This window comes from Pseudomonas mucidolens (assembly GCF_900106045.1).
Classification (GTDB): domain Bacteria; phylum Pseudomonadota; class Gammaproteobacteria; order Pseudomonadales; family Pseudomonadaceae; genus Aquipseudomonas; species Aquipseudomonas mucidolens.
Window position 1 is genome coordinate 3,384,780 of the sequence record NZ_LT629802.1, and the last position, 19,724, is coordinate 3,404,503.

At 59.4% G+C, this 19,724-nt stretch carries 16 protein-coding genes; 6 read left to right on the forward strand and 10 right to left on the reverse strand.

Annotated elements, in window-relative coordinates; all coding sequences use genetic code 11:
* Positions 1–64: 64 nt before the first annotated feature.
* From BLU75_RS15600 to BLU75_RS15610, 3 genes are all read right to left on the reverse strand, one after another.
* On the reverse strand, positions 65–943 hold the full coding sequence (locus BLU75_RS15600; RefSeq protein WP_084381253.1) for a carboxylate/amino acid/amine transporter: 879 nt from the start codon (positions 941–943) through the stop codon (positions 65–67).
* A gap of 202 nt (positions 944–1,145) precedes the next feature.
* Positions 1,146–1,745, reverse strand: coding sequence for an FMN-dependent NADH-azoreductase (locus BLU75_RS15605; RefSeq protein WP_090221501.1), 600 nt, complete (start codon positions 1,743–1,745; stop codon positions 1,146–1,148).
* A gap of 150 nt (positions 1,746–1,895) precedes the next feature.
* On the reverse strand, positions 1,896–2,210 hold the full coding sequence (locus BLU75_RS15610) for a 3-phosphoglycerate kinase (protein WP_084381255.1): 315 nt from the start codon (positions 2,208–2,210) through the stop codon (positions 1,896–1,898).
* A gap of 49 nt (positions 2,211–2,259) precedes the next feature.
* Between BLU75_RS15610 and BLU75_RS15615 the strand changes: the two genes are divergently transcribed.
* The 5 genes from BLU75_RS15615 to aqpZ all read left to right on the forward strand — a co-directional run bounded on the left by BLU75_RS15615 (position 2,260) and on the right by aqpZ (position 7,365).
* A complete protein-coding gene (locus BLU75_RS15615) occupies positions 2,260–3,183 on the forward strand; it encodes a LysR family transcriptional regulator (protein WP_084381256.1) in 924 nt (307 codons plus the stop codon).
* A gap of 14 nt (positions 3,184–3,197) precedes the next feature.
* Positions 3,198–4,001 (forward strand): alpha/beta fold hydrolase, encoded by an 804-nt coding sequence (locus tag BLU75_RS15620; protein ID WP_084381257.1) that lies wholly within the window; start codon positions 3,198–3,200, stop codon positions 3,999–4,001.
* 3 nt (positions 4,002–4,004) lie between these two features.
* Positions 4,005–4,568, forward strand: coding sequence for a peptidylprolyl isomerase (locus BLU75_RS15625; RefSeq protein WP_084381258.1), 564 nt, complete (start codon positions 4,005–4,007; stop codon positions 4,566–4,568).
* Between the two features lie 83 nt (positions 4,569–4,651).
* A complete protein-coding gene (locus tag BLU75_RS15630; protein ID WP_084381259.1) occupies positions 4,652–6,484 on the forward strand; it encodes an ABC transporter ATP-binding protein in 1,833 nt (610 codons plus the stop codon).
* A 179-nt stretch (positions 6,485–6,663) separates the two neighbouring features.
* A complete protein-coding gene (gene aqpZ, locus BLU75_RS15635) occupies positions 6,664–7,365 on the forward strand; it encodes an aquaporin Z (protein ID WP_084381260.1) in 702 nt (233 codons plus the stop codon).
* Positions 7,366–7,376: 11 nt separating this feature from the next.
* Here the strand turns inward: aqpZ and BLU75_RS15640 are convergent, their stop codons facing one another.
* From BLU75_RS15640 to aceK, 7 genes are all read right to left on the reverse strand, one after another.
* Positions 7,377–8,501 carry a GNAT family N-acetyltransferase gene (locus BLU75_RS15640; protein WP_084381261.1) on the reverse strand — a complete coding sequence of 375 codons (1,125 nt, stop codon included), beginning with the start codon at positions 8,499–8,501 and terminating at the stop codon, positions 7,377–7,379.
* Positions 8,502–8,694: 193 nt separating this feature from the next.
* Positions 8,695–10,026 (reverse strand): OprO/OprP family phosphate-selective porin, encoded by a 1,332-nt coding sequence (locus BLU75_RS15645; protein WP_084381262.1) that lies wholly within the window; start codon positions 10,024–10,026, stop codon positions 8,695–8,697.
* A 575-nt stretch (positions 10,027–10,601) separates the two neighbouring features.
* A complete protein-coding gene (locus tag BLU75_RS15650) occupies positions 10,602–10,835 on the reverse strand; it encodes an anti-sigma factor family protein (protein ID WP_084381263.1) in 234 nt (77 codons plus the stop codon).
* Positions 10,829–11,443: an RNA polymerase sigma factor gene (locus BLU75_RS15655; RefSeq protein WP_084381264.1), complete on the reverse strand. Its 615-nt coding sequence runs from the start codon at positions 11,441–11,443 to the stop codon at positions 10,829–10,831. The genes BLU75_RS15650 and BLU75_RS15655 overlap by 7 nt, the downstream gene beginning before the upstream one ends.
* A 30-nt stretch (positions 11,444–11,473) precedes the next feature.
* Complete coding sequence (locus BLU75_RS15660; protein ID WP_084381265.1) at positions 11,474–12,595, reverse strand: beta-ketoacyl-ACP synthase III; 1,122 nt, start codon at positions 12,593–12,595, stop codon at positions 11,474–11,476.
* Positions 12,596–12,818: 223 nt separating this feature from the next.
* Positions 12,819–16,730 (reverse strand): ATP-dependent RNA helicase HrpA, encoded by a 3,912-nt coding sequence (gene hrpA / locus BLU75_RS15665; RefSeq protein ID WP_084381266.1) that lies wholly within the window; start codon positions 16,728–16,730, stop codon positions 12,819–12,821.
* A gap of 71 nt (positions 16,731–16,801) precedes the next feature.
* Complete coding sequence (gene aceK / locus BLU75_RS15670; RefSeq protein ID WP_084381274.1) at positions 16,802–18,535, reverse strand: bifunctional isocitrate dehydrogenase kinase/phosphatase; 1,734 nt, start codon at positions 18,533–18,535, stop codon at positions 16,802–16,804.
* A 198-nt stretch (positions 18,536–18,733) separates the two neighbouring features.
* On the opposite strand from aceK, the gene BLU75_RS15675 reads away from it, so the two are divergent.
* On the forward strand, positions 18,734–19,630 hold the full coding sequence (locus BLU75_RS15675) for a DMT family transporter (RefSeq protein WP_084381267.1): 897 nt from the start codon (positions 18,734–18,736) through the stop codon (positions 19,628–19,630).
* Positions 19,631–19,724: the final 94 nt, after the last annotated feature.

Consider the following 19,724-nt stretch of genomic DNA (forward strand, 5'->3'; position numbering starts at 1 on the left):
CGTGGTCACGGGCGGCGACTACTCGCGACTACTGAGAGTTCCGCCCGTCCCACCGAAGCCTCTATCAGACCTGCCGTAACTCAGCGGGCACAGAAGAACGCGCGCCCAACCGACTGATCCACACCGCCGCCACAATCACCGCCCCGCCCAGAAACAATCGCCCCAACGGCTCATGCTGATTCCAGATCAACAAATTCAGCAACAAGCCCACCGGCACATGCAGATTGTTCATCACCGCCAGCGTGCCCCCGCTGACCAAGCATGCGCCCTTGTTCCACCAATACAGCCCTAACGCGGTACTGACCAACCCCAGGAACACCAGCACGCCCCACTGCAACGGTGCTTCGGGCAGGAAGTCGGCCTTGCCGAACACCAGGAACGCCGGCAACACCACCGCCAACGCCCCCAGGTAAAAGTAACCAAACCGTCGATAGTGCGGCAGATCGCTGGGATGACGCGCCACCAGGCGCCGGTACAGCACCTGTCCGGCGGCGTAGGTGAAGTTGGCCAATTGCAGCAGCAAAAAGCCCATGAAGAAATCCGGATTGACCTGATCCAGTCGGATCACCGCCGCGCCTGCCACCGCTACCAGCGCGGCCACCAGCGCCCAAGGATTGAAACGCCGGTTCAACGCGTCCTCGATCAGCGTCACATGCAACGGCGTAAGGATGGTGAACAGCAACACTTCCGGCACCGTCAACACCCGGAAACTCAAATACAAGCAGACGTAAGTCACACCAAACTGCAACGCGCCAATCAGCAACATCCCGCGCATGAACGCAGGCTCGACCGAACGCCAGCGCGTCAACGGGATAAATACCAGCCCAGCCAATAACACCCGCACCAGCACGGCAAAATAACTGTCGACGTGACCGGCGAGGTATTCGCCGATCAAGCTGAAGGAAAACGCCTGAATCAGGGTAACAACCAGTAAATAGCCCATGCTCGCCTCATCGTGAATGGGCGCGACCTTAGCGTTTTTTGATCCACGACGAAACTCAAGGCAAAAAAAAGCCCGACCTCGCTAAAGCGTCAGTCGGGCGGAGCACTCAGGAGCAACAAGTGCAAAGGGAGGTTCGGTACACGCACTTGAAGGGTTGCGTGACGCTATGAAAACACCGGGTGATTATCTGGCGATTAACACCTCAAGCGACCTGTGCCAACAGCGCCTTGGCATGGTTCAAGCCTTTTTCCTGGAAGTCGCCACCCAGATTCACCCCTTCGGCGTGAATGAACGCGACGTCATGGATACCGATAAACCCCATGACCTGACGCAAGTACGGTTCCTGGTGATCGCTGCTGGCTCCGGCATGAAGGCCACCACGGGCGGTCAACACGAAAGCGCGCTTGCCGGTGAGCAGCCCCTGAGGACCGGTGGCGGTGTATTTGAAGGTCACGCCGGCACGCAACACATGATCGAGCCAGGCCTTGAGCGTGCTGGGAATCGCGAAGTTGTACATCGGTGCCGCCATCACCAGTACATCGGCGGCCAACAGCTCAGCGGTCAATTCGTTGGAGCGCTCCAGGGAGGCCTGTTCACGCGCATTGCGCTGTTCCGCCGGCCTCATCCAGCCGCCCAGCAGGTCGGCGTCCAAATGTGGAACCGGGTTGACGGCCACATCACGCAAGGTGATCTGGTCGGTAGGATGAGCCGCTCGCCATTGGCTGATGAACTGCTCGGTCAGTTGGCGGGAAATCGAATCCTGCTGACGGGCACTGCTTTCGATGATCAGAACATTGGACATGGTTACGTAGGCTCCATCGGAGATTGCTGTAAGTCGATGGAGTGAAGGTTAAACAGAGCCCTTTCGATAAAAAAGCGTAAAAAACTGCTGTAACCCATCTATAAATTTGTTTATAAGCGGAGCACGGCACGCGGCCTTCTCCGCTCCGGCTTATTTGGGTTCGCAGGTCAGCTTGATGCGCATCTTGATAATGGAGCGACTGAACTTGACCGTGGTGTTGGTACTTTTACCCGCTGGAACCAGCACCTTGCGCACACGAGCCGGCTCCGGACCGTTGGTAAACGCGACCTTACACGTAGCGTCATTCGCGCCGTAGTTGCTGAGTTGAATGGAGCTGATATCGGCATCAACGTCAGAGGCGATGTAATCAATGCTGACACCTTTGATCGATTTGGACACATCGATGGGATAGGCAAACGCGCTCAACGGCAGCAGCGCCAGCAATACGCAACAGAATTTCTTCATTCGGCAGTCTCCAGTAAGGACTGCCAGCTTAGGACAAGAGGAGCTCATCTTGAAAGCGCCCCGCGTAACCCTTGATCAATGGCGCACACTGCAAGCCGTGGTCGACCACGGTGGCTTCGCCCAGGCGGCTGAAGTGTTGCACCGCTCGCAGTCCTCCGTGAGCTACACCGTGGCTCGCATGCAAGACCAGCTCGGCGTGCCGTTGTTGCGTATCGACGGACGCAAGGCCGTGCTCACCGAGGCCGGCGAAGTCCTGCTGCGGCGCTCGCGCCAGCTGGTTAAAAATGCCAGCCAGCTGGAAGACCTGGCGCACCATATGGAACAGGGTTGGGAAGCCGAAGTACGGCTGGTGGTCGATGCTGCCTATCCCAACGCCCGACTGGTGCGTGCCTTGAGCGCTTTCATGCCGCAAAGCCGCGGCTGCCGCGTACGCCTGCGTGAAGAAGTACTCTCCGGCGTCGAGGAACTGCTGATCGAGGGCGTGGCTGACCTTGCAATCAGTAGCTTCAGCATTCCCGGTTACCTGGGCACGGAGCTGAGCGACGTGGAGTTTATCGCCGTGGCCCATCCCGAACATACGCTGCACCGGCTCAACCGTGAATTGAGCTTCCAGGACCTGGAAAGCCAGATGCAAGTCGTGATCCGTGACTCCGGCCGACAACAACCACGAGACGTCGGCTGGCTGGGGGCGGAACAACGCTGGACCGTCGGCAGCCTGGCCACCGCCGCGGCCTTCGTCGGCAGCGGCCTGGGGTTTGCGTGGCTGCCCCGGCACATGGTCGAGCGTGAACTCAAGGAGGGCGTGCTCAAGCAATTGCCCTTGGAGCAAGGTGGCAGCCGCCATCCGACCTTCTACCTGTTCTCAAACAAGGACAAACCCCTGGGTCCGGCCACGCAGATTCTCGTGGAACTGCTGCGTACCTTTGACACCGCCCCGCTGGACGCACCCTTTGCCGCACCGCAGCAAGCCTGACACGGAGGTCACCGATGGCCTATTTCGAACATGAAGGTTGCACCCTGCATTACGAGGAATATGGCCACGGCGTGCCGCTTATCCTGATCCACGGCCTGGGCTCGAGTTGCCAGGATTGGGAGCTGCAGGTGCCGGTGCTGGCGAAGCACTATCATCTGGTCGTGGTGGACATACGCGGCCACGGTCGCTCCGACAAGCCCCGTGAGCGCTACAGTATCGAAGGATTCAGCGCCGATTTGCTGGCGCTGATCGAGCACCTGCGCCTGGAGCCAGCCCACGTGGTGGGTTTGTCCCTGGGCGGCATGATTGCCTTTCAACTGGCGGTGGATCAGCCGCACTTGCTCAGAAGCCTGTGCATCGTCAACAGCGCACCGCAGGTCAAGGTCCGCACCGCCAGCGATTATTGGCAATGGGCCAAACGCTGGAGCCTGGCACGGATACTCAGCCTGGACACCATCGGCAAGGCGTTGAGCAACAGGCTGTTTCCCGCGCCCGAACAGGCGGATCTGCGGCGCAAGATGACCGCGCGCTGGGCAAAAAATGACAAACATGCTTACCTCGCCAGCTTCGATGCGATCGTGGGCTGGGGCGTGCAGGAACGACTTTCGAGGATCACCTGTCCAACCCTGGTCATCAGCGCCGACCATGACTACACCCCGGTGGCACAGAAAGAAATCTATGTAAAACTGCTGCCCGATGCGCAACTGGTGGTGATCGAGAACTCCCGCCACGCAACGCCCCTGGATCAACCCGAAGTCTTTAACACCACCCTGCTCGACTTTCTGAAGAACGTCGAAACCACTACCCAGGATCATTGACCCATGCTGAAAAAAATCGCGTTTTTTGCCGGTTCCGTTCTGTTTGCTGCCAACCTGATGGCGGCCGAGCCTGCCAAGGCGCCCCATGTATTGATCTCCACCACCAACGGTGACATCGAAATTGAACTGGATCCGGTCAAGGCGCCGATCAGTACCAAGAACTTTCTCGCCTATGTCGACAAAGGTTTCTACACCAACACCATTTTCCACCGGGTGATCCCTGGTTTCATGGTGCAGGGCGGTGGTTTTACCCAGCAGATGTCGCAAAAAACCACCGATAAGGCGATCAAGAACGAAGCCAGCAACGGCTTGCATAACGTGCGCGGGACGCTGTCGATGGCGCGCACCTCGAATCCGGACTCGGCCACCAGCCAGTTTTTCATCAACGTGGCCGACAACGCCTTTCTTGATCCGGGTCGCGATGCCGGTTACGCCGTGTTCGCAAAAGTCGTCAAAGGCATGGACGTGGTCGACATCATCGTCAACTCGCAAACCACCACCAAACAAGGCATGCAAAACGTGCCGATCGATCCGGTCCTGATCAAGTCGGCCAAGCGCATCGACTGAGGTCCACCGGATGTCCCGCGCGGCGCTCACAAGGTACCGCGCGTATTTGAACAGGAGAGCCCGCGCCGCGGGCGTCAGACTCAATGCTCTATCGTCGTTTTGAACAACTGATCGATATCTTCCGCGACGCTCCCAGCGCGGCCCCTCCCGAAAAAGTCCTGCCCTTCTACCTCTATTACCTGCGCCAGGTGTGGCCGAGCTTCGCTGCGTTGCTGGTGGTGGGCTTGATCGGCGCGCTGATCGAAGTCGCTCTGTTCAGTTACCTGAGCCGCATCATCGACCTGGCACAGGGCACGCCACCCGCCAATTTCTTCGAACTGCATGCCAGCGAGCTGATCTGGATGGCCGTCGTCGCCTTGCTGTTGCGGCCCATTTTCGGCGCCTTGCATGACTTGCTGGTGCACCAGACCATCAGCCCCAGCATGACCAGCTTGATCCGCTGGCAGAATCACAGCTATGTGCTCAAGCAAAGCCTGAATTTTTTCCAGAACGATTTTGCCGGACGCATTGCCCAGCGCATCATGCAAACCGGTAACTCGCTGCGCGATTCGGCGGTGGCGGCGGTGGATGCCATCTGGCATGTGGCGATCTACGCCATCAGCTCCCTGGTGCTGTTCGCCGAAGCCGACTGGCGCCTGATGATTCCGCTGGTTTCGTGGATCATCTGCTACAGCCTGGCCCTGCGCTACTTCGTGCCACGAGTCAAGGCGCGCTCGGTGACGTCCTCTGAAGCCCGCTCCAAGCTGATGGGCCGGATTGTCGATGGCTACACCAACATCACCACCTTGAAGCTGTTCGCGCATACCCAGTCCGAACAGATTTACGCCCGTGAAGCCATCGTCGAACAGACCGAGAAAACCCAGTTGGCCAGCCGTATGGTCACCAGCATGGACGTAGTGATCACCACCCTGAACGGCCTGCTGATCGTCACCACGACCGGACTCGCCCTATGGTTGTGGACCCATTCACTGATCTCGGTCGGCGCCATCGCCCTGGCCACCGGGCTGGTGATCCGGATCGTCAACATGTCGGGCTGGATCATGTGGGTGGTCAACGGTATTTTCGAGAATATCGGCATCGTCCAGGATGGCCTGAAAACCATCGCCCAGCCTTTGGCGGTTATCGACCGCGAAAACGCCCCACGCCTGACGGTACCCCGTGGCGAGGTGCGTTTCGAGCAGGTGGATTTCCACTATGGCAAAAGCAGCGGGATCATCGGCGGCCTGGACCTGGTGATCAAGCCAGGGCAGAAAATCGGCCTGATCGGTCCGTCCGGCGCCGGCAAGTCGACGTTGGTCAATCTGCTGCTGCGCCTCTATGACCTGCAAGGCGGGCGGATTCTGATCGACGGCCAGAACATCGCCGAGGTGGCGCAGGAAAGCCTGCGCGAACGCATTGGCATGATCACCCAGGACACCTCGCTGCTGCACCGCTCAATCCGTGAAAATCTGCTGTATGGCAAACCGGACGCCAGCGATGAAGAACTCTGGGAAGCCATACACAAGGCCCGCGCCGACGAGTTCATCCCACTGCTTTGCGACGCCGAGGGCCGTACCGGCCTGGAGGCCCACGTAGGTGAACACGGGGTGAAACTTTCCGGTGGACAACGCCAGCGCATCGCAATCGCCCGTGTGTTACTCAAGGACGCACCGATCCTGATCATGGACGAGGCCACCTCGGCGCTGGACTCTGAAGTCGAAGCGGCGATCCAGGAAAGCCTGGAAACCCTGATGCAGGGCAAGACCGTGATTGCCATCGCGCACCGGCTGTCCACGATTGCTCGAATGGACAGGTTGGTGGTGCTGGAAAAAGGCCAGATAGCCGAAAGTGGCAACCATGCCGAACTGCTCGCCCACCGAGGGTTGTACGCGCGTTTGTGGCAGCACCAGACCGGAGGTTTTGTCGGGATCGACTGATCCTTGCGCCTCGAAATACCGCCAATTCCGAACAATTCTGACAGTTTTCTCTATCTCACTGGTCTTGCATCAAAATTCTGCTGTACTGCAATCGGGGTCCAGGAGGGCCCTGACATCAGACTGCAGGGAAGCATCACCGACCGGTAAATTAGATAGAGCAATCTATTAAGGACGTATTCATGTCTTTGTTCAAACGTTCCGTCACGGAAGGTCTAGGTACGTTTTGGCTGGTGCTGGGGGGTTGCGGGAGTGCGGTATTAGCCGCAGCGTTCCCGGGTGTCGGAATTGGTCTACTGGGGGTTTCCCTGGCATTTGGACTGACGGTACTGACCATGGCGTTCGCCATCGGCCATATCAGCGGCTGTCATCTCAACCCGGCAGTCTCCGTGGGGTTGGTGGTGGGCGGGAGGTTTCCGGCCAGGGAGTTGCCAGCGTACATCGTGGCGCAAGTGATCGGCGGCGTGGTGGCCGCGGCATTGCTTTACTTCATTGCCAGCGGCAAACCGGGCTTCGAACTGGCCTCGGGGCTCGCCTCCAATGGTTATGGCGAGCACTCGCCCGGCGGATACTCCATGGCGGCAGGGTTTGTCACCGAGTTGGTAATGACCGCGATGTTCGTGCTGATCATTCTCGGTGCAACTGACCGTCGTGCACCTGCCGGCCTGGCACCGATTGCCATTGGCCTGGGGCTGACCCTGATCCACCTGGTTTCCATCCCCGTCACCAACACCTCGGTCAACCCGGCTCGCAGCACGGGGCCTGCGCTGATTGTCGGCGGCTGGGCGATCCAACAACTGTGGCTGTTCTGGCTCGCACCGATCCTTGGCGCGGTGATCGGCGGTATCACCTATCGTTGGCTGGGCAAAGAACAAGCAGCCTGAGTCAAGCGCGTTCAGCCCTGGCGATACGGCAGGGCTGAGCGCGCTTCTTCGGCATACGCCAGAACGCCCATTCGCTCGCGCTCGAGGAAATCCGCCACCGCCGTTTTCAGTCCCGGATGGCGCAAGTAATGCCAGGAACGGGTAATCACCGGTTCAAACCCGCGAATCAGCTTGTGCTCCCCCTGGGCGCCCGCATCGAAACGTTGCAAGCCATGCTCGATGGCATAGTCCATGCCTTGATAGAAACACGTTTCGAAATGCAGCCGGTCGAACTCGGCAAGACAGCCCCAGTAACGTCCATAAAAGCTCTTACCACCCACCAGGCTGAACGCCATCGCCACGGGCCGCGTCCCTTGTTTGGCCAGCACTACGCGGATGGCGTGCGGCATGCGCTCAGCCAACAGACTGAAGAACGCTCGGGTCAGGTAAGGCGCCTGCCGACGCACCGCGTAGGTGTTGGCGTAACAGGCGTAGACAAAATCCCACTGGGCCTCGCTCAGCTCGTGACCTTGCAACCATTCGAACTCGATCCCTTGCCCCGCCACCTGCTCGCGCTCCTTGCGCAGCTGTTTGCGCTTGCGTGAACTCAACGCATCGAGAAAATCCTGGAAGTCCCGATACCCACGGTTTTGCCAATGAAACTGGCAACCCAGGCGCTGTAGCCAATCCGCCTGTTGAGCCAGGGCGTCGTCGGTCAGGGCGTCCGTGAAATTGATATGGGCGCTGGAAAGCCCTTCGATTTCCAGGTAGCCGGGCAGGCTCTTGAGCAACTCGAAACCGTCCGCCGCACTCGCTGCCAACAGCCGTGGTCCGCTGACCGGGCTGAAAGGAACCGCCGTCAACAATTTTGGGTAGTAGTCGATGCCCGCACGCGCGCACGCATCGGCCCAGCCATGGTCGAAGACGTATTCGCCGTAGGAGTGCCATTTACGATAACTGGGCAATGCGGCAAGCAGCCGTCCGCCTTCGTAATGCAGCAAATGTTCCGGCTGCCAGCCCGATTGCGCACCGAGACTGGCACTGTCTTCAAGGGCGCTGAGGAAACCATGGCGTAGAAACGGCTGCTCCTCGGGAACCAATGCGTTCCATTCATCCGGCGCAATCTCGGAGAGCGTATTCAAGCGTTGTAACCGCATCCCAATCCTCGACAGTAAACGCGTGTTTGCGATGGTCGTTCATCGGGCCATTCTGACAGAACCCGAGGTACAGCGGTTTCCCGCGAGCCGCACGACTGCAGATAAAAAAAACCCCGCCAAATGGCGGGGCAAGCAAACGAGGAGCGCTTTAACGGATGAAGAAAGAGCGCGGCGTCACGCTATTACGACGTTCTTAGAACACGTACTGCACACGACCTACAACCGCATCACCGCTGTCATCACCGTTGGCATTGGTGATTTTGTCGGTGCTGGCCTTGACGTAGTTCAGGGATACCTTGACCGCCTCATTCGCGTACCAGTTCACACCGACGGTGTTCAGGCTGGCCTTGGCATCACCGACTTCGCGGGTAGCGCTGTTGGTCACGATGTTTTTGTCGTCAACACGCAGGTTGTCGTAGCGGTAGAACACTTCCCAGGCGCCGAACTGCTTGTTTTCGGGCTTGATGGTGTCGAACTTGCCGCCTTCGAGTTTGTAGGTGCGCGCTTCGCCAGTCAGGGTGTACGCCACCTGGCCGTAGAAACCACGGGCCTTGACGTCCTGGTAAGCGTCGCTGTCAGCCTTCATTTTGCGAGTCAGGTATTCAGCCTGCAGCGACAATGGGCCAGTGGCGAAAGCGAATTCACCGCCAAACACGGTGTCAGTGTCATACGCGCCGACTGCTGTCAGGTTGGAGGTCAGGCCAGTGCCGCCGCCAAAAGTGGCGCGGTTGCCGTTGGAGCCGGCATCGTTGCCGCCGCTGGTCGACACACCACGCACGCCGAGACGAGGACGGATCCGCGAGTCGAATGCCGCATCGCTCAAATCACGCACCGCCACATCCAGACCGAAGTGCAGGACGTTGCCGGCTTCATGCATCGGAGCGAACACCGCACGGCCGTTGAATTGCTTCACGCTTTTGCCGTCTTCGTCGTTGATGTCTTTGGAGGCGACGCTGGCGGACAGATAGGCCATGTCGGCAATTGTCGAGCTGACCTGGATGCCCAGGCCGTTTTCGTGGCCGTTTACCCAATCGGCGAGTTCATAAGCCGAGTTACGCTCGATGCCGGTTACCCACTTGGAACTGGTGGCTTTTTCCAGGCCGAAATCCGGGTCGAAACGACCGACACGGATGGTCACAGGCTTGAAGCCCACGTAGGACATGGAAGCTTCGCCGAAGTAACCGTCGTCAGAGTTGCCGGCGTTGTGGGAGAAATCGTAGCTGATCTGGTATTTGAAGTCCTTGTAGACGGTGCCGCCCAGTTCCAGGAAAGCGCGACGCATGTAGGCGGCGTCGGCGGAGTCACCGTTCTTGGTGTAGAAACCGTCAAATGAGCCGTAATCGGCCTGCAAGCGACCACCCAGCTTGAAGCTGAAGTTCTGGTCGGTAGTAGCAACCTCAAGGCCGCCCTTGGTTTTGACTACGATATCGGCGCCATCAGTAGTGACAGTACCAGCGAAAGCCTGGGCGGTAACGGCCAGGGCCAGGGCGCTGGCCGCGAAACCGGCGAAGTGCTTACGGATCATCGAAGAATTCCCCTAATTGGTGGTCTTTTACTTTGGAAAACACACGGGTTCAGGCCCGCTGGTGTTGGGAGGGGATCTTGGCGAGCGAATATTTCAGGCAAGTTGCCGAAACATAAATATTTTATTACAGGGGAACTTTCTTACAACCAACAGGAATAAGCCACAGACCACGGCCAGTCTGGGTTTCAGCATAAAAAGTGCTGAAAATGGCAGGTCATAGAATGTGAAAAAAACCTGAAAAAAAATAACTATTTATCCACCTGAAGGTTTTGAAGGACGCAAAAAGCCCGCGTCCGGCAGCGGCGCAGGCTTGGAATAGTCGTCGGAGTTTCAGGGCTGACGGTAATGCCGTTCAGTTACCTCTGTGGCGAGGGGGCTTGTCCCCCGCTGGGCTGCGCAGCAGCCCCTAAACCTGCACCCGGTTTTACCGGACGAACGGGGGCGGCCTTTTTGGGGCTGCTGCGCAGCCCAGCGGGGGACAAGCCCCCTCGCCACAGAACAAGTCCCCTAGCCACAGGATAAGCCGCCTCGCCAGGGGATGGTGTTTGCCCCGCAACCGGCTTAACTGAACGGCGTTAGGGCTTGCGGGCGTGCTCGGCAGCCAACCGCTCGACGAGTTCGTCGATCTCGGCCATCGGGGGCTCGGGCATGACGCGCAGCGTAGCCTGCACCAGGCGCATCTGGCGGATAAAGCGTCGGCAATTAGGGCAGAACATCAAGTGATGGCGCATCAACAGACGGTCACCAAAGGACAACTGCCCGTCGAGGTAGTCGCTGGAAAGCGCCACTTGTTCTCTACACGTCAACATTCGCCGGTTTCCTCAAAATGCTCCACCGTGGCGAAGACTTTAAGCCGTGCCCGATGCAAGAGCACCCGAACATTGGAGAGCGATATCTGCAGAAGATTACAAATTTCTTCCAGCTCCAACCCCTGGCGTTCTCGCAACAACAGCACGCTGCTTTGCAGTTCGGACAAGCTCAACAGCGTGTGCTCCAGGCATTCACGCAACTCACCTGCGGTCAGCAGCGCCTCCGGGGTGTCCTCGTGCCAGGCGAACGGGGCGACCAGCCAGTGGCCGTCACTCGCCGAAAACCGTTCATCGCCGACGCTCCCATGGGGCGCCGGCAAGTCATCCAGCAACACTTCGCGGCGGTTTTGCTTGTAGCGGCCCTTGGCCGAATTGGCAGTGATGGTCAGCAGCCAGGTCTTGAGGCTGGAGCGGCCTTCGAACGCTGCCAGGTTGCGCACCACCGAGAGCCAGGCGTCTTGTACCACTTCGTCGGCATGACGCTGGCCCACGATGGCGTAAGCCACGGCACGCATGGCGCTCTGGTAAGTGGTGAGCAACTCTTTGTAGGCCTGCTGCTCACCCTTGAGCAGGCGTTCAAGCAACTGCGTGTCGTCCGCTGCGGCCATTCAAACCTCGATTTTTCAGGGGCGGTGTGTTTAGCGTTTGCGCAGAATCACACTGCCAATCGAATACCCGGCACCAAACGAGCTGAGTACCGCGACCGCCCCTTTGGGCAAGTCGTCCTGATAGGTATGGAAAGCAATCACCGAACCTGCCGAGCTGGTGTTGGCGTACGTATCGAGAATCACCGGAGCCTCTTCCACCTCGGCTTCACGACCCAGCAGTTTCTTGACGATCAGGTGGTTCATGCTCAAGTTGGCCTGGTGCAGCCAGAAGCGCTTCACGTCGGTGACACTCAACTGGTTTTCAAGCAGATGCTGGCCGATCAACTCGGCAACCATCGGACAGACATCGCGGAAAACCTTGCGGCCTTCTTGCACGAAAAGCTTGTCCGACGCACCAATGCCCTCTTCCGCCGCGCGATTGAGGAAACCAAAATTGTTGCGGATGTTATTGGAGAACTTGGTCAACAGCTTGGTGCTGACGATATCGAACTGATACTCGGAGGTGGCCAGGTCAGCCCGCTCGAGAATCACCGCCGTCGCCGCATCGCCGAAGATGAAGTGGCTGTCACGATCACGGAAGTTCAAGTGACCGGTGCAAATCTCCGGGTTGACCATCAGGATCGCCCGGGCCTGGCCCAGTTGAATGCTGTTGCAGGCGTTCTGGATACCGAACGTGGCCGAGGAGCACGCGACGTTCATGTCGAAGCCGAAACCCTGAATCCCGAGGGCTTCCTGGACTTCGATGGCAATGGCCGGATAGGCCCGCTGCAGGTTGGAACAGGCGACAATCACGCCGTCGATATCGGCGGCGGTCTTGCCGGCGCGCTGCAAGGCTTGCTCGGCTGCGCCCACCGCCATCTGGCAAAGGATCGACCACTCGTCATTGGAGCGCTCGGGAAGGCGCGGAGTCATGCGCTGCGGGTCGAGAATGCCCTCCTTGTCCATGACAAAGCGGCTCTTGATGCCCGATGCCTTTTCGATAAAGGCTGCGCTGGATTCGGTCAACGCCTGAACGTCGCCCTGCTCGATGGCCACCGCATGGTCGGCATTGAACTGTTGGACGTAAGCATTGAAAGACTGCACCAGCTCTTCGTTGGAAATGCTGTTGGCCGGGGTGTACAGGCCAGTGCCGCTGATGACGACGTTATGCACGGTCGTTCCTCTAAATCTGTTCAGGCAGAAAGTATTGGCACTGCCGTACCAAACCGTAAATGCTCGAGCGCGCATCGCGGGCATCAAGCGGGAAACGCTGTATTGCGTTGCGTCGAGGCTGATACAGCCAATCTAGACGTTCCACGCATTTATAGCCGCGAAGTTTGCCATAAACCGCGGATTTTGGCGCCTTTTACCCATGCACTTCACCCGCTGAGCCGGCTCAGGCTTCCACTTGGCTCCACTGCTTGCTCAAACGCTTATCGGAGATCGGCACCTTGGTACCCAACTGCTGGGCAAACAACGACACCCGATACTCCTCCAGCCACCAGCGGTACAGCTCCAGTTGCGGATCGCGCTTGCCTTCCTGCGCATGCTTGTTCAGGCGCGTCTGGTACTGGCTCCACAGGCCGCTCAACTCGGTGCTCCAGACCCGGTCTTTCTGCACCTGTCCCGGCAGTTTCTCTAGACGCAGCTCAATGGCCTTGAGGTAACGCGGCAATTCCTTGAACCACTGCGCGGGCGTTTCGCGTACGAAACCTGGGTAGACCAGATTGCTCAACTGCTGCTTGATATCGTTCAACGCCACGGCCTGGGCCAGGTCGATCTTGCCTTTGAAGCGTTTTTGCAAGCCGTGCCACAGCTTCAGCACCTCCAGGGTCAACCGCGCCAGGCGCTCGGCATGTTCGGTCCAACCGCCGCGCTTGCGCTCGGCCAACGCGGCCAGGCCCGAGCCATCACGCGGCAGGCTGGCCTCGCCTTCCAGTATGCAATTGTCGAGACTGGCCAGCAGAATGTCTTCCACCAGCGCATCGATGCGTCCCAGTTCACGGTACATCAGCCCAAGCTCGGTCAAGCCAGGCAACTTGCCGCGCAGGAACTTTGCCGGCTCGGCCAATTGCTGCATCAACAGGCGCTGCAAGGCCCGACGATGCTGGAATTCGGCTTCGGCGGCCGTAGAGAACCGCCCTTCCTTGACCGTGCCGTTTTCTTCGATCAGCGCCGGGTAGACTGTCATCGACAGCCCGGCAATATTTTGTTGAGTCTTCTCGGCCACCGCCGCGAACACCTTGGCTTCCACCGGCTGCTGGCTTTTCGCGGTTTGTGGCACGGCCAGCGCGGCCTGGCTGGCTTCAACGAAACGCGCGGTCAATTGCGCCAGGTCACGGCCCTCACCGAGGAACTTGCCCTGGGCGTCAACCACTTCCAGATTCATCTTCAGGTGACTTTCCACCTGCTGTGCAGCCTCGGCCCAGGCCTCGTCACTGACCCGCGCGCCGGTCATGCGCAACAGCTCGCGCCCCAGCGCCTGGGGCAGCGAGCCCTGGGCGAATTCGATGCGTTGCAGCGCGGCCTTGACGAAGTCCGGCACCGGCACGAAGTTCTTGCGCAACGCCTTGGGCAGGTTACGCACCAGGGCGATGCACTTGGCTTCGATCAGCCCCGGCACCAGCCACTCCAGACGCTCGGCGGGCAGCGCCGGCAACAGCGGCGCCGGCACGCGCACGGTCACGCCGTCGCGGGGATGGTTGGGTTCGAAGTGGTAACTCAAGGACAGGGCCAGGTCACCCAGGTGCAAGGTGTCCGGATAATGCGCGGCGGTGACCTCGCTGGCTTCCCGGGCCAGCACGTCTTCCTCGCGCATGATCAGCAGTTGCGGGTTCTTCTGGCTGTTGACCTTGTACCAACTGTCGAAAGTCGCCGTCTGGTGAATCTCCGCCGGCAGACGTGCGTCGTAGAACGCATACAGGGTTTCTTCATCAGCCAGGATGTCGCGACGGCGGGCCTTGGCTTCCAGTTCGTCGAGCTGCTCCAACAGCTGTTTATTCGCCGCGAGGCACTTGGCGCGCGATTGAATCTCACCACGTACCAGCCCTTCGCGGATAAACAGCTCACGCGAGACCAGCGGATCCACCGGCCCGTAATGCACCGGCCGGCGACCGACCACAATCAGCCCAAACAGAGTGATCTGCTCAAACGCCACCACCTGGCCGCGCTTCTTCTCCCAATGGGGTTCGAAGTGGTTTTTCTTAATCAGGTGACCCGCCAGCGGTTCGATCCAGTCGGCATCGATCTTCGCCACCATGCGCGCATACAGCTTGGTGGTTTCCACCAGTTCGGCGGTCATCAACCATTGCGGGCGCTTCTTGCCAATCCCCGACGACGGATGAATCCAGAAGCGCCGTTGACGCGCGCCGAGGTAATCGCCGTCCTCGGTCTTCTGGCCAATCTGACTCAGCAGGCCGGAAAGCACCGCCTTGTGCAGTTTCGGAAAATCCGCGGGCTCTTTGTTGACGCTCAACTGCATGTCGCGACAGATCAAGCTCAACTGCCGATGAGAATCGCGCCACTCGCGCAAGCGCAGGTAGTTCAGGAAGTTCTTGCGACACCAGTTACGCAGCGGGCTGGCGGTCAATTCCTGACGCTGCTCTTCAAAGCCACGCCACAGATTGACCAGGCCGGCGAAGTCCGAATCCGGGTCCTTCCATTGTGCGTGAGCCTGGTCGGCCGCTTGTTGGCGCTCCGGAGGACGCTCGCGGGGATCCTGGATCGACATCGCGCTGGCGACGATCAACACCTCCTGCAAACTGCCGAGTTTTGCCGCCTCCAGCAACATGCGGCCCATGCGCGGATCCACCGGCAGGCGTGCCAACTGGCGGCCCAGCGGGGTCAACTGGCTATTGCGATCCACCGCGGACAGCTCTTGCAGCAGATTAAAACCGTCGCTGATGGCCTTGCCATCCGGCGGTTCGATAAACGGGAAATCAGTGATCTCGCCCAGGCGCAGGTGCAACATTTGCAGGATCACCGCCGCGAGGTTGGTGCGCAGGATTTCCGGGTCGGTAAATTCCGGACGCCCGATGAAATCCTCTTCGCTGTACAAGCGCACGCAGATACCCGGCTCGACCCGGCCACAGCGGCCTTTACGCTGATTCGCGCTGGCCTGGGAGACCGCTTCGATGGGCAGGCGCTGGACCTTGGCACGGTAGCTGTAACGGCTGATGCGCGCGGTTCCGCTGTCGATCACATAGCGAATGCCCGGCACCGTCAGCGAGGTTTCCGCGACGTTGGTGGCCAGCACCACGCGGCGTCCCGGATGCGACTGGAAAATGCGCTGCTGTTCGGCCGGCGACAAGCGCGCGTACAGCGGCAAAATCTCGGTGTGCTTGAGCTGGGCCTTGCGCAACATGTCCGCGGCGTCGCGAATCTCGCGCTCACCGGGCAGGAACACCAGCACATCGCCGGGGCTCTTGCGCTCGCTGCGTTCGAAGGCCGCGATTTCATCCAGGGTCGCGAGAATCGCCTGATCCACCGTCAAGTCGTCCTCGACGCGGTTGCCCTCCTCGTCCTGCTCCAGCGTCAGCGGCCGATACCAGGTTTCCACGGGGAAGGTACGACCCGAGACTTCGACAATCGGCGCATCGTCGAAGTGCTTGGAAAAGCGTTCCAGATCGATGGTGGCCGAGGTGATGATGACCTTCAGGTCGGGGCGCCGTGGCAGCAGGGTTTTCAGGTAACCCAACAGGAAGTCGATGTTGAGGCTGCGCTCGTGGGCCTCGTCGACGATGATCGTGTCGTAGCGCTCGAGGTAGCGATCGTTCTGGGTTTCCGCGAGCAGGATGCCATCGGTCATCAGCTTGATCAGGGTGTTGCCGTCACTCTGGTCCTCGAAACGCACCTGATAACCGACCAGCGCGCCCAGCGGCGTGGCCAACTCTTCAGCGACCCGGCTCGCCACACTGCGCGCGGCAATCCGCCGGGGTTGGGTATGACCGATCAGCCCATATTGGCCGCGACCGATCTCCAGGCAGATCTTCGGCAACTGCGTGGTTTTACCCGAACCGGTCTCGCCGGCAATGATCAGCACCTGATGTTTGAGCAGCGCGGCTTTGATTTCATCGCGCTTGGCGGCGATGGGCAAGCTGTCATCGTAGCGAATCGACGGAACGCTGGCGCGTCGCGCAGTGACCTGGGCGCAAGACGCCTGCATGCGCGCCACCCACTGAGCAAGCTTGTCCTCATCAGGCTTCTTGCGCAGTTCGAGCAACTGCCGACGCAGGCGATGGCGGTCAGCGAGCATGGCGTGGTCGAGATTCTTCAGCAGTTGGTCGATAGCGGGTGCTTGGTCAGTCATCAGGTACAGAACGATCGTCTAATTAAAAGCGGGGGCGGATTGTCGCAGAAAACCATCGGCAAGCGCGTCCCTCATTCGTTTTCCAGGCCCTTGCGCCGGTACGGAAACACATCGATCACTTTCCCCGCCCGGATAGCGTCCTGCAGACCCTTCCAGTAATCGGCGTTGTACAACTCGCCATGCAACTCATTGAACAAGCGTCTTTGACCGGCATCGGCAAACAGGAACGGCGGGAATTCTTCGGGAAACACATCCAGCGGCCCAATCGAATACCACGGCTCCGAGGCCATTTCATCTTCCGGTGTGCGCGGCGTCGGGATGTGCCGGAAGTTGGCTTCGGTCAGGAAACAGATTTCATCATAGTCATAGAACACCACGCGCCCATGCCGGGTCACACCAAAGTTCTTCAGCAGCATGTCGCCGGGGAAAATATTCGCCGCCGCCAGTTGCTTGATCGCCAGGCCATAATCTTCCAGCGCTTCGCGCACCTGGGCCTCGCTGGCGTTTTCCAGATACAGGTTGAGCGGAGTCATGCGACGCTCGGTCCAGCAGTGGCGGATCAGCACGCTATCGCCCTCCACTTCGACCGTCCCGGCCGCTACTTCGAGCAATTCCGCCAGGCATGCGGGCTCGAACTTGCTCAGGGGAAAGCGGAAGTCCGCGAACTCCTGGGTATCGGCCATGCGCCCGACGCGGTCAACACTTTTCACCAGCCGGTACTTCTCGATCACCGTGGCGCGGTTGACGTTTTTCGAGGGTGAAAAACGGTCCTTGATGATCTTGAATACCGTATTGAAACCCGGCAGCGTAAACACGCTCATGACCATGCCGCGCACACCGGGGGCCATGATGAACTGGTCGTCGGTGGTCGCCAGATGATTGATCAAGGAACGATAGAATTCAGACTTGCCGTGCTTGTAGAAACCGATCGAGGTGTACAGCTCGGCGATATGCTTGCCCGGCAGGATGCGCTTGAGAAAGCCGATGAATTCCGCCGGCACCGGTACATCCACCATGAAATAGGAACGGGTGAAGGAAAAGATGATCGAGACCTCGGCTTCGTCGGTGATCAGCGCATCGATCTGGATGCCTCGCCCTTCGCGGTGCAGCAATGGAATCACCAGCGGCCATTGCTCATCCCGGGTGTAAAGACGCCCCACCAGATAGGCACCCTTGTTGCGATAGAGCACCGAGGAAAACAGCTCGACATTCAGTTGCGGGTCCTTGCACACCCAATCCGGCAGGTTTTCGCGCAACTGCGCCTCCAAACGGCGCAGATCAGCGGCCAGGTCGGCGTAGGGCTCACTGAAACGGTAGTCGCTGAATACCTGCTCCAACATCTCCGCCAGTTTGCCCTGGGGTTTGTAGCTGCGGGTTTGCGCGGCACGGGCACGACGCAGGCTTGGGCGAGTGGTGTGGATGAACATGCAGCCGTCGCTGATCAAGTCATGGCTGAACAGCCCGCAAAAGATCGAGTTGTACCAGGTCTCTGACAGCTCATCGTCGAAACGCAGGTCGATCAGGCTGATATAGGCGCTTTTGACCAACGGCCAGGATTGGATCTCGAGCAATGTGTCATCGGCGAAGGAGCCACGTAGACGTGCGCTGACCTCACCGACCTTGTCTTCGTACAGGTTGATGCGCGCTGCCGACGCAGCCTGTGCCTCTTGCCATTGAGCCTTTTCGAAACGCTCGCGGGCGCCATCGGTGATCTGGCGAAAATGCTCGCGGTAATCGTCAAAGCCACCGAGGATCATCGTGGCAATGGACTGCGCGGCGTCGATGGCAGGCGTTTGCTGCGGCATGGCGGAGACCTCTGCGGGCATTCGGAAGACCTGAGCTTAGCCAGTGTCTGGAAGCAGGAGAAGTGCAATTTGCTGCGCCTCGTCTGGCAGTGGGCTTCAGTGCGCGGGTGACTGGTTTTATCCGCTCAATGATGCATTAAGGATTGTGTCGGGCTGGGTCGCTAAGCAACACTCTTGCCTTGAAAAAAGGAGTTGTCCGTGAGACCTGTCGACACGCTGTATCTGGTGGCACTGGCCGCCATCTGGGGCGCGAGCTTTTTGTTCATGCGAATTATCGCGCCGGAAATCGGCACGCTTCCTACCGCGTTTTTCCGGGTATCGATTGCCGCCGCTGGGCTATTGGCGATCCTGGCCATGCTGCGCGTGCGCTGGGACTTTCAGGGCAAGTTCAAAACCGTTTTGCTACTGGGAGTCATCAACTCGGGGATTCCCGCCACCATGTATTCGGTCGCGGCCCAAGTGTTGCCGGCGGGTTACTCGGCGATCTTCAATGCAACCACTCCCTTGATGGGAGTGTTGATCGGCGGGCTGTTTTTCCATGAGCGGCTGACTCCGTCAAAGGTTGCCGGCGTCTGCCTGGGATTGTTCGGTGTCGGCATCCTGACCCGCGCCGGACCGGTGGCATTCGACCTGGAACTGCTGATGGGCGCCCTCGCCTGCCTGCTGGCCACCACTTGCTACGGCTTTGCCGGATTCCTCGCCAGGCGTTGGCTCGACCAACAAGGCGGACTCGACAGCCGCTTGTCAGCGTTGGGCAGCATGCTGGGCGCCACCTTGTTTCTGTTGCCGTGGTTCGGCTGGAGCGCGATCAGCCAGCCACCCGCCAGTTGGGGCGGCTGGAACGTATGGTTATCGCTGCTGGGCCTGGGGCTGCTGTGTACGGCGCTGGCCTACATCTTGTACTTCCGTTTGCTGACGTCGATCGGACCGGTGAAGTCGATGGCAGTCACCTTCCTGATTCCGCCGTTCGGCGTGTTGTGGGGCGCGCTGCTGCTGGATGAGCCACTGTCCATGGCGCACCTGTATGGCGGGATGTTGATCGCGGGGGCTTTGTGGTTGGTATTGCGGCCGGGGAAACTGGCAAAAGCCCTGTAGGCATAGATGGGCTGTTGTGGCGAGCGGGCTTGCCCCGCGTTGGGTTGCGAAGCAGCCCCAGTAAGCCGAATGCACTGCCTCAGATATTCCGTAG

Coding starts and splice junctions, on each gene's coding strand:
- aqpZ (WP_084381260.1), top strand. CDS start 6,664: ATGTCTTTGTTCAAACGTTCCGTCACGGAAGGTCTAGGTACGTTTTGG.
- BLU75_RS15600 (WP_084381253.1), bottom strand. CDS start 943: ATGGGCTATTTACTGGTTGTTACCCTGATTCAGGCGTTTTCCTTCAGC.
- BLU75_RS15625 (WP_084381258.1), top strand. CDS start 4,005: ATGCTGAAAAAAATCGCGTTTTTTGCCGGTTCCGTTCTGTTTGCTGCC.
- hrpA (WP_084381266.1), bottom strand. CDS start 16,730: ATGACTGACCAAGCACCCGCTATCGACCAACTGCTGAAGAATCTCGAC.
- aceK (WP_084381274.1), bottom strand. CDS start 18,535: ATGCCGCAGCAAACGCCTGCCATCGACGCCGCGCAGTCCATTGCCACG.
- BLU75_RS15650 (WP_084381263.1), bottom strand. CDS start 10,835: ATGTTGACGTGTAGAGAACAAGTGGCGCTTTCCAGCGACTACCTCGAC.
- BLU75_RS15645 (WP_084381262.1), bottom strand. CDS start 10,026: ATGATCCGTAAGCACTTCGCCGGTTTCGCGGCCAGCGCCCTGGCCCTG.
- BLU75_RS15605 (WP_090221501.1), bottom strand. CDS start 1,745: ATGTCCAATGTTCTGATCATCGAAAGCAGTGCCCGTCAGCAGGATTCG.
- BLU75_RS15655 (WP_084381264.1), bottom strand. CDS start 11,443: ATGGCCGCAGCGGACGACACGCAGTTGCTTGAACGCCTGCTCAAGGGT.
- BLU75_RS15640 (WP_084381261.1), bottom strand. CDS start 8,501: ATGCGGTTACAACGCTTGAATACGCTCTCCGAGATTGCGCCGGATGAA.
- BLU75_RS15630 (WP_084381259.1), top strand. CDS start 4,652: ATGCTCTATCGTCGTTTTGAACAACTGATCGATATCTTCCGCGACGCT.
- BLU75_RS15620 (WP_084381257.1), top strand. CDS start 3,198: ATGGCCTATTTCGAACATGAAGGTTGCACCCTGCATTACGAGGAATAT.
- BLU75_RS15610 (WP_084381255.1), bottom strand. CDS start 2,210: ATGAAGAAATTCTGTTGCGTATTGCTGGCGCTGCTGCCGTTGAGCGCG.